This is a genomic window from Mesorhizobium sp. M1307, from assembly GCF_040318155.1.
Taxonomy (GTDB): domain Bacteria; phylum Pseudomonadota; class Alphaproteobacteria; order Rhizobiales; family Rhizobiaceae; genus Mesorhizobium.
The window spans coordinates 108,480-118,027 of the sequence record NZ_JAMYLR010000016.1 but is presented as its reverse complement, the minus strand read 5'-3'; the positions used below and the strand labels follow the sequence as shown (position 1 = coordinate 118,027).

9 protein-coding genes are annotated in these 9,548 nt (G+C 54.4%); all 9 read right to left on the bottom strand.

Annotated elements, in window-relative coordinates; genetic code table 11:
* Nucleotides 1-367: 367 nt before the first annotated feature.
* Nucleotides 368-1,522 (bottom strand): phosphorylase family protein, encoded by a 1,155-nt coding sequence (locus NKH16_RS19225; protein WP_352901094.1) that lies wholly within the window; start codon nucleotides 1,520-1,522, stop codon nucleotides 368-370.
* The gene (locus tag NKH16_RS19220) at nucleotides 1,519-1,980 is read right to left on the bottom strand and encodes a hypothetical protein (protein ID WP_352771764.1); all 462 of its coding nucleotides are present in this window, start codon (nucleotides 1,978-1,980) and stop codon (nucleotides 1,519-1,521) included. The genes NKH16_RS19225 and NKH16_RS19220 overlap by 4 nt, the downstream gene beginning before the upstream one ends.
* Nucleotides 1,980-4,943 (bottom strand): hypothetical protein, encoded by a 2,964-nt coding sequence (locus NKH16_RS19215; protein WP_352901091.1) that lies wholly within the window; start codon nucleotides 4,941-4,943, stop codon nucleotides 1,980-1,982. Before NKH16_RS19215 ends, NKH16_RS19220 begins: the two co-directional genes overlap by 1 nt.
* Nucleotides 4,944-5,372: 429 nt before the next feature.
* Nucleotides 5,373-5,900 carry a hypothetical protein gene (locus NKH16_RS19210; protein ID WP_352771760.1) on the bottom strand — a complete coding sequence of 176 codons (528 nt, stop codon included), beginning with the start codon at nucleotides 5,898-5,900 and terminating at the stop codon, nucleotides 5,373-5,375.
* A 393-nt stretch (nucleotides 5,901-6,293) separates the two neighbouring features.
* Entirely contained in the window at nucleotides 6,294-6,572 is a 279-nt protein-coding gene (locus tag NKH16_RS19205) for a hypothetical protein (protein ID WP_352901088.1), read from the bottom strand.
* 77 nt (nucleotides 6,573-6,649) lie between these two features.
* On the bottom strand, nucleotides 6,650-6,943 hold the full coding sequence (locus NKH16_RS19200) for a hypothetical protein (protein WP_352901085.1): 294 nt from the start codon (nucleotides 6,941-6,943) through the stop codon (nucleotides 6,650-6,652).
* Between the two features lie 357 nt (nucleotides 6,944-7,300).
* Nucleotides 7,301-7,570: a ParB/RepB/Spo0J family partition protein gene (locus tag NKH16_RS19195; protein ID WP_352901082.1), complete on the bottom strand. Its 270-nt coding sequence runs from the start codon at nucleotides 7,568-7,570 to the stop codon at nucleotides 7,301-7,303.
* A gap of 281 nt (nucleotides 7,571-7,851) precedes the next feature.
* Nucleotides 7,852-8,034: a hypothetical protein gene (locus NKH16_RS19190; protein ID WP_352771752.1), complete on the bottom strand. Its 183-nt coding sequence runs from the start codon at nucleotides 8,032-8,034 to the stop codon at nucleotides 7,852-7,854.
* 415 nt (nucleotides 8,035-8,449) lie between these two features.
* Entirely contained in the window at nucleotides 8,450-9,499 is a 1,050-nt protein-coding gene (gene fni, locus NKH16_RS19185; RefSeq protein WP_352901079.1) for a type 2 isopentenyl-diphosphate Delta-isomerase, read from the bottom strand.
* Nucleotides 9,500-9,548 lie beyond the last annotated feature (49 nt).

Here is a 9,548-nt window from a genome sequence, read left to right as displayed (position 1 = left end):
CGATGATCTGCTCTTCAGAGAAGCGGCTACGTTTCATGTCCTGGTCCTCTCGATGGGCCAGAACGAACTTCAAACCGGATTAGATCAGAGGGGCAAGGTCACCCTCCCCGTATTCTGGAGGTTCAGGCAGCTAGTACGGTTGCCGATACCTACGGCGAGGTCACGCTAAAGACCATGGCGGCGGAGATTGCGAAATTGCCTCGCTATTCGGTTGTAACCTAATTTCGATTTTTCGGCTGGTGGCATGCACCAGACCGGACTAGATGGCTCGGCAATTTGACGAAAAACCTGTTCTGGGGCCATTTGGGGTATGCTGCCAATTGTTCGCGCAACAGGCTGCCATAAAAGGCAGTGTCTAATTAAATGACTAATGCCTTTTTTCCGTGACCAAATTCTCAACAGCCGCCAGTGTGAATTTTGCCGACAGGTAACTTCCGTAAAAATGCAATTCATTGTCTTTTGCTACGTTAGCCATATCAACAACGGTTTTCGCACAAAACGAATGGACATCTCTACCCGACATTTCGACCGCTCGGTACAGCCCGAACGTTTCCATATCGATCGCAGCGACTTTCCTGTGTTGATCGGAAACACTGCGGAGCCGCTTTTCGCTAGCGATCACTGCCGAACCCGAAGCAAATGGTGCAATACGAGGCTGCGTGATAGTTCGGGGGCGTACTGTTCCGGGAAAGCCAGCCTCAAACTGAGTAACAACGTCAGGGCCTTCGATCATTTTTGCTAAAACTGTCCCGGTCCGTCCCGGCATGACTGAATGGTAAGGCTCCGCCTTGAATGCATCATCGTACCACTTGCCGGACTGATACTCCCAGCAGCGCTCGGCCACGAGCAGTTGTCCGAGGACAGAATTACCAGCCACACCGCCGCAAATGCCGCTCATCGCGACAATTCGAGGCGCATACAGCTCCAAGACACGCGCAATCTCCACAGATGCGTTCACAAGTCCCATGCGCTGCAACAATATGACTGTTCCATCGGCGGAACCCAAAGTTAGGTCCCAATGATCGACGCCATACCGAAGCAAGCTTTCGTGCTTGAAACCCGGCAATCTAACGTAGGCCGTGCGCTCCTCAGAGATAGAAGTGAAGATCACAAAATCATATCGACCGCGATCGCGGGCCTGAGCAAGAAAGACATCCAACGCGGCCGTCCATGTTTCTGTCCGGTTGAAATCGTAAATTATGCATCCGCGAGCCGCGAACGCATCCCGATACTTCTCGGCTTCATCGACAAACGATGTGATTGCTAAGAGTGGGACACGTTTTTTGCCAGCATAGTCCAGCATATGGAGGATCTCCATTCCAGAGCTCGTTGCGCCGCCCTTCGGAATGGTAGGCATAAGCAAATCTATAACACAAAGATCGAAATCCTCTCTAGCTATAGAGACGAACTTCGCTATATTATCTATCCGCTTTATTGCGTTTTCCTTCACTCCCTTTGCGATCAACACCTTTGCTATAGAAGCGTATTTATCGTTGTCATCCTCAAATACGATTATTCTCACGTCAATCTCCAAAGCGCCGCATCAAAGCTTTTTTCCCATTCCGGTGTTTTGAATGAATACAATATTGATCCCAATACATTTTGCCCGTAGCGCGCCGTCAAAAGCCGAGGCAAAGCTGATAGCCTTATCTTCTCCCCATTAATGAGAATTTCCGGGTACTGAGTTACGATAATCAAATTCGCTTTCGCGCCACTAGATTTTAATGCGCGTAGAATTTCGATACCCCCCATTGATTGAGCTACACCTCCGGCACTCGCCACCTCACCTTTTGCAAATGTGGGAAGCGCCATATCTAAAACGATGAGGTCGAACGGCCTTTGCATCACTGCCAAGACCGCGTCTCTAACCCCTGTTGCGACTGTCGGTTTGCCAAATCCTGCAACCTCTAGTCTCCGAAGCAAATCGTTAGTTTTGTGCTCTTCATCTTCGACCAAAAGAAGATTGTATAGCTTTCGCATCAGGACGCACTCGCTCCGGCAAGCTCGACCGTCAGGGTAAACTCGATCTCAATTACCTCTTCGTGACTCCTCAATTGGACGCTGCATGTCCCCTCACTATGCTTGGTGATGAACCGCAGTTTTTTAATTCCTGTGTAGCCTTCGCGCACCATAGCCTGAGCAAGATCCTCGGCATCAAGGCTGGCCCTGATACGATCAACGTGCTCTGATCGCTTATCGCCGTCTGAGATTACGGACGCTACGCAGAAGCGCAGTCTTTCAAGATGCGGAACTGGCATTCCTTTTCGTTCCACCGCGATCGATATTGACCGATCTTCGTCTCCGTAGTGAACTCCGTTCCGGATGAGCACCGACAAGCAGTCGTAAACGCGATGGACCGACAAGCCATCGAGTTCTAAATCTTCCGCGTCGCCCGACCATGCCAACGCAGGATGGCCCCCTACCCCCACAGCTTCCATTTGGACTAAGTCACCTAATTGCCTCGGTGTAGCACTGACAAAGCCGCTCTCAGGTTCTCTGAACCAGCTACCTAGCCGCGCAAACCTATCATGGATGGCATCTGTAATTTCGGCCCTGAATTGCCTATGCAGCGCACTGCTGAACCCGTGGAACCGATTATCAATATCGGCGAGTGCCGAATTCAAAACGTCTTCTGTGATGTTCTTCGCGACGGTCTTTAGCTGCGGCTCGATCTGTTGCCAACAAAATCGCACCATCAAATCATAGAAAACATCAATGCTTCCCCCCGCGACCGCAAGCTGTCGTAGGCTTATGAGATTTGCATGCGTCGTCGGATCTTCTAACGTAACTTCTGCGGAGAACCACCCATGCGGGCGTTGCTGCGCCTTGAACTGCAAGTTCTCGCGCCTTAGTTTATCTATCAATGCCCGATAGTCATTTACCCAAAGATCATAAGCGAGCATGAAATGATCATCAGTCATTAAAAGATGGAAATGCACCGCATCTTTGAGAGTTTCTACACCGTCTCTCATCATGCCACTCAACGTATTATGCCTAATTCGCCTCCCTAAATATGACTCTATGCCGAAGGTGTTATTAAGACAAAACTCTGCAAACGCAATTCTAGCGAACTCAAATAAGATATAGTCGTACGCCGCCGCGACGGTTATATCTATAACGACGTCCTCGAAAGATATCTTTGCCTTTTCCGATCTGGTTTTATTAAGATCCACGCTGTGTCCAATAATACGCTCGTATTGCTGTGCATATGCGCTCGGATTATCTACAAGCCACCGCTTCATCGCAATACCATCGACGTATATCCGACTATCATCAAAGTATTTTCTCAATTTTGCCACACCGCGCTGGGCCTCTATTGCATCAGCCTCTACAAAGTACTCCAGCTTCTGCTTCCGTTTTCCTACAGCCCGAAGTAGGTACTGACGAGTTGTATCAGCCTGATCGGGCGACTTTACTATCCAATAAATTTTTTGGAGCGTCGTTCTATCCAGCGTGTGCAGCAAGAAATTGGCTATTTCTGGAGTATCTTCCAACAACCAGTCGATAAACGCCTCTATTGAACCTGAGAAGCTTGAGAGGACGGTTTGGGCCATCTCGAAACGAAACTTAAAATCTACATCTTCGTCATGCGCTTTCGCTTTGTGTAGTGCCAACGACAAGACCGCTATCACGTGGCGTGATTTCTCATCTGCTGAAGAGTATAGCTTTTCGATCTCAGGTTCGTTCAATAATATGTCTAACGAAGTAGTATTATCAAATATATATCTTATCTCGTAATGATTCAGAGGCTCGTAAGATGACGACGATATGAACCGTAAAAAATCTAAAGTTCTTAGAAACGAACCCTTGTTCTGCGGTTTTCGATAATCCTCGTGCTTCCGGAATCCGAAAAGGCGTTTAGTCAAGTCGCGTTTGGAAGGCGGATCAGGTTCCGAGATTGGGGCAGCGCCAGCTATTGGTAGGAGCCTCGGACCGATGATCCTGTCCGCGTAGTTTCTGAAAGTTGCTGGCTCGTCGAATTCAAGAAACGCCATGGAGCGTCTGTAGTATGCCAGATCAGCGGACCGCGGGGCCACGTCTGACACGAGTTCCTCTGTTTCAAATGGTGTACCGCCAACCTCCTCCATCGTGCGGCTTATTTTCGGATTCATCCATTTTTCCACATATGAACCGATCGTTGGCCACTCACTGCCTAGTCGGCGAACAACTAGCATCCCCAAAACTTCATCCACGAAAGACATCGAGTGACATTTTCGGAGGAATGCCCCTATGTCAGCTTCGCTGATCGGCGTAGGACAGACATTGAAGAGCGGAAGAATCTTTCTGAAATCATCGTCCAAAAACCGAAGCGCAACTCTGATCCTGGAAGTCAACGTGTCGAAATATGGGAAATTCATATCCAAAGCCTCCATGGATATATAATGAGGCGACGGGTATTTGTGGTGATCGAGTACTTTAGAAAATTCCGCGAAAGCTTCCTGCAACTCTGGTTCGTTTGCTGATGTCGCAACGATGTATGCGACTTTTTTCGTCACGAAATTTGAGGAGCCCCAACGTTCAGCGAACAAAGCGAGTGCATTTAGGGCATCGACATCGTCTGAACGCGTTAGTGGAGCGAGAGTCTTCATGGCTCCGAGTACTTCAAGGGTCTCGTCGTGCCAGCTGTTTAATCGACCAGACATGAATGCTATTTCGCGCTGCGAGCTAATTGCTTCTAGATTATGTAGGCGTAATTGTGATCGATAAGTATGTCCTACGTTCGTGAATGGATAAGCTCCCTGTTTTCCCATCAACACATCGGTAGCGCTGGCTAAGGCTTCCGTGGGAACGTTTTTTCGTAGGAGGTTGACATTTGGCAATGAGGCTTGCGCATCGTCGTTACGGGAAATGATGCCTCGCACTACATTGCGAGACGTGACGTCCGCTATGCGCTGAAGCGCTTGGAATACGTGCGCCCCATTCCTGGCCCGCGCTTTCAACATTGGAGGCTTACTGTCAGAGCGTCGCATTAAGGATTCATGACTCCATTGAGCGCACAGAGAATCGTTTTTTTGAACAGGGACCACATTTCGAACAGACAATGCCACTGGTTTTTCCAGCCTGTACTGATTCTTCTTTGTTCCTCGGTATGTCGAATGCAGAACATTCTGTTATCTGCAGCCATCTGCCTGCTCGTGTCCTCGCAGCTTGGTATTTCACGGCAGCCAACGCCGTTAACGCGTGCCTGTCCGCATCCTCGCCCCTCGGTGCGACTTTGTAGATAGAGATCGATACCGCCGCTTCGTCGGCTATTTTTACCAACGAGGCGTTGGCGGCTTGGCCAGCACGCTTACAGGATCTCCAGTGCAAAGCTTTCTAGTCTCACTGTAGGTCTGCCGTCGGGTGAACCGGGCCGGGCTTTGACACATCACCTAACTGACATCAGCGAGCCAATCAACTTTTGGGCGAAGGCCGTAGTTCGCGGTCACGCAAGTGCAACTGGGATTCGGAAATATGGCCTCTTTAGCGCTTCTTGCGATCGTCCCGTTCAAGCCAATACAGGTCGGACAGTTCGCCGCCAGAACGTCGTACTCGAATCCCAGAAAGCACGCACCAAGTTGCTTACGAAAGTCTGTTTCCTTCTCGACAGCCCTATATCGCAGAACGCTGAATGTCGCTCTTAGAAGCGTCGTCTCATGGGCGCTGAGTGGGGCGCCCTTTCCGGCTTCCGACAACTCGTTGAAAGCAGCGTAGCTAAGGAATGCGTTGACGCGGATGCCGAGCGCCTTCTTTTCTTCACGGGAGATTTGAACGCCGTTCTTCCGATAGGCTGTGCAGATCGCGCGAGGATGGTCCCCCATCTCGGCTAGCAGTAGTCTGGAGATTGTTTTCGCCGCCTCGGGCTTCAGTAGGCCAAGCCGTGCCACGGCTTCACTGGCGGCTTCATTCTCTATTGTCATGTGGTCAGAATATCCAAGGTTCCACCTAACACAATAAGAAACCGGTCCGTTGGCCGGACAGCTATCATCTCTTTCGACAAGCGCTCAGCGTTATGGAGTTTAAGTCGAAACGAAGTCACGCGCTTGGTGATGGTAGGCGCATCAGGGCATACTCTGATGAGGTCAGCGCGCTTTGCGGATCGTATAATTCGGCTTGCCATTTACAAGAAGCTGACGGCGCGTGCGACTGCGCCTGCGCGCCGACGAAGCGGACAGCACCGAGTCCTCCTGTTGTCGAAGCTCCCGTGCAGGTGTCGAAAACCTCAGGGGCACGCAATGCAAACCGTCGACCCACCACGCATTTGGGTTACTGCGCACAGAAGCGCCGTTGCATTCTTGCATCACGAGGTTCGTTCAGCGGATCCAGGGCGCAGGAAGCGGCATTGGAAGGCGGGACGGCAGATCCTGTCCCGGATAGTTGTCGAACGGTCCGGGGCAGTTCATCCCGCATCCCGGCGGGATGATCGGATCTTCGCGCGGCCCGATAGTCGGGCCAGTCGGCGGCTCAGGCGGCGGTTTGAGCTTAGAATAGTCGGTCGGTTCCGGCAAAAGATTACCGGGTTCGGCCGACTCAGCTGGTGAAGCCATGGTGAGCAGGATTGCTACATAGATTGCGTTTAAAAGCTTTTGCATATCTTGATCTCCTTGACGTGAATTCTGAGGAGCGCCTCCGGAATGAACTTAGAGGCGCTCCTTTCCGTCCAGGCAGCTTAGCCGCCCGGCATCGGGAAGGTCACCGAGCCGCCACCGCTACCGCCACCAGCGGTGCCGCCATAGCCCTGAAAGGTGACACCGCCCTGCGTGGTGTAGGAGCCGCTGCCGACGGCGTTGCCATCCGGGAGCGGAACCGCGAAAAGGTGGCTCGGCGGAGTGACGGCGGGAGCAACCGGCCTTTCGACGTAGCTATTGTCGTGGGGGTTGGTAGCTGTGTAGGCGTCCGTGCCGTGGCCGGTGCTCGTGGCAGCCAGTAACAGGAAGAACGACGTCGAGGTAGACTTCAGCATTTTCATCTTCTTGCGATTTCCCTTTAGCAGGGTGACCGCATTGTTGCCTGAAGCCCGGCCGCCGGATATTCCTTTCACTGTCAGTTATGTGTCAGAAATTGTCAGGCGGGCCCTCACAACCTCGCACTAAACACTTCTGGTTGCTCCTGTTCGTCGGTTGTGCCTTGTTGAACATTACATTGTGGGGCGCTCTGGCCCTTATTCCTTCGCCCCGAACCCCTGATCTGTGGGAACATTATACCGACCTATCTGGCGTGCTCGTGATCGCGGTTGTTCCGAGTGTCGCGATTTCTGCGATACCCGGGCTCCTCTTCAACCGGCTGCAAATCGCGCCTACGACATTATAGTCCGCCTAGCTTAGCGGCGTCGCGGACAGGTAAGGGCCGCGAGCCTCCGGTTTCCGTCCACGACAATAAATTCGTCCGGATCGATCTCACTTGCGATAACGTAGAACGCATCTCCCGGATCGAGGCCGTGGTCCTTGATACTCTCCATCGTGGTTTTGAAGTGGCGCGGATCGAACTCGATCATGGAGCGCAATGCATCAGGCTGCGTGTCGGCGCTCACAATTCGGGGATTTTCAAGGTCCAACAGAAGTTGGCTGACGTTTACTTGGATTTTTTCCATGACTTCCCCCTATCGCTCCGCGAGCGAAGTTATGACCAGTGCAACCGGCGGGGGCAAGAGTTTTGACTGGTGCCTTGCGGTTCATCAACCAGAAATGATCCGCTGCCCGTGGGCGGTAATATCGATTGCCTAAGGCGTTTCGGCCTGTATGATCGACGCGCGGTCCACATTGGGATCGCATAAGGTCCACAACATCGGAATTTGGTCTCTGCGAGGCACCAGCCTAAGTCACGGTAATCAAAACGATAATGGGACTTTCTCGGCGGTTCGATTTGGTGCCCCTAAGCCGCCTCATGATTCACGACTGCGTTCTGCAGTGCTGCCATGATCTTCTTGCTATCGCCGATCGACAGGCCGATATCGCCGTGGAACAGGCTCTCCCAGCTCTTGTCTATGCGGACCTCCTTCCGGCATGTCACGAATTCGTTCCGGCCCTCGATCGTAACCGTCCATTCCACCGCCATCGCTTTGTCTCAAAACGATGCTGATGGACTGCTCGAGCCTAACAACCCGTGTTTGACCCCAGAGAAGTTACCGGTCTCCTCACGACCGACCGCGCATGACTCGGAGTCAATGTGGATCGCTACTCCTTCATTGCAATGGATTTGCACCATCTACTCCTTGCCGGTCTCCCGGCGCACCTTGTTCCGACCCTTCAGGGGCTCAGCTCGGTCGGCGTGACCGATCACCCCGTCAAAGCATCGACATAGGCGTCGAACGCGGCTTCATTCTCGGCTGTCCAGTCGGGCATGGCGGGGCGCCTCCCTGATCATGAAGCAGCACCCGAACAAATCCGCGACCAGCGCAAATCCCCCGCATCCGCGACTTTCTGACTCAGTAAGACTAGGTGCCCGCCGCCACGTGCGGGCGACGCCGGCATCAACCGGCGGGCAGATGCGCCGAGGGCAACAAGCGCGCCTGACGCAACGCCGCCAGATCAGCCGAGCCGGTGCAGAAGCAGGCGACGGCCAACTGGCGGATGACGATCTCGAAATGCGCGACAACCGCCTCGGTGGATACCCTAGCCGCGCGCAGCACGCCGGCCGCCTGCCCGGCGATGTCCGCGCCCAGGCGGATGGCCTTGGCCACGTCGACGCCGTCGCGGATCCCGCCCGACGCGATCAGCTTCACCGTTGGCAGCGCCCGACGTACCGCCTGCACGCTGGCCGGGGTCGGAATCCCCCAATCGGCGAAGGCCATCGCCACTGCACGGTCGGCGGCATCGCGGGCGCGCTCGCCCTCCACCGCGGCCCAACTGGTGCCGCCGGCGCCGGCGACATCGATCACCGCCGCGCCCGCCTCGACGAGCGCACAGGCCACCGATGCGGACAGGCCCGACCCCACTTCCTTGGCCACGATCGGCACGCCCACGCTGCGCGCGGCGCGAGCGATCTGCGCCAGGACGCCGCGCCAGTCGCGGTCTCCCTCCGGCTGTACCGCTTCCTGCAGCGGATTGAGATGGACGATGAGTCCATCGGCCTCCAGCGCATCCACCGCCCGGCGCGCCAGGTCCAGGCCGTCGGCCTCGCGCAGTTGCGCGGCGCCGATATTGGCCAGCAAGGGAATGTCTGGGGCCAGGCGGCGCAGCGTGCGCGTCAGCCCCTGGGAGTTGCGGGATTGCAGGCTCACGCGCTGCGAACCGACGCACATGGCGATCCCCAAGGCTTGCGCTGCCTCGCTCAGATGCCGGTTGATGGCCTCGGCGCGTGGCATGCCGCCGGTCATGGAGCTGATCAGCAGCGGCGCGCGCATGGTCTTGCCCAGCAGCGAGGCGCGCAGGTCGATCTGCGTCAAGTCCAACTCGGGCAATGCGCAGTGTTCGAAACGGATGTACTCCCAGCCGGCGGCGGCCTTGGCCGGCGCCGTTCGCCGATCCAGCACGATGTCCAGGTGGTCGTCCTTGCGCCGGCTCAGGTTGGTGTCGCTCATGCTCGCTCCATCCGTCGCATCGGGCGACGGCGTTGCGTCGGATCGACCG

Bases quoted from the DNA above. Each gene is read 5' to 3' on its own strand.
- fni (WP_352901079.1), bottom strand. From the start codon at position 9,499: ATGAGCGACACCAACCTGAGCCGGCGCAAGGACGACCACCTGGACATC.
- NKH16_RS19195 (WP_352901082.1), bottom strand. From the start codon at position 7,570: ATGGAAAAAATCCAAGTAAACGTCAGCCAACTTCTGTTGGACCTTGAA.
- NKH16_RS19190 (WP_352771752.1), bottom strand. From the start codon at position 8,034: ATGGCGGTGGAATGGACGGTTACGATCGAGGGCCGGAACGAATTCGTG.
- NKH16_RS19220 (WP_352771764.1), bottom strand. From the start codon at position 1,980: ATGCGAAAGCTATACAATCTTCTTTTGGTCGAAGATGAAGAGCACAAA.
- NKH16_RS19200 (WP_352901085.1), bottom strand. From the start codon at position 6,943: ATGCTGAAGTCTACCTCGACGTCGTTCTTCCTGTTACTGGCTGCCACG.
- NKH16_RS19215 (WP_352901091.1), bottom strand. From the start codon at position 4,943: ATGTTGAAAGCGCGGGCCAGGAATGGGGCGCACGTATTCCAAGCGCTT.
- NKH16_RS19205 (WP_352901088.1), bottom strand. From the start codon at position 6,572: ATGCAAAAGCTTTTAAACGCAATCTATGTAGCAATCCTGCTCACCATG.
- NKH16_RS19210 (WP_352771760.1), bottom strand. From the start codon at position 5,900: ATGACAATAGAGAATGAAGCCGCCAGTGAAGCCGTGGCACGGCTTGGC.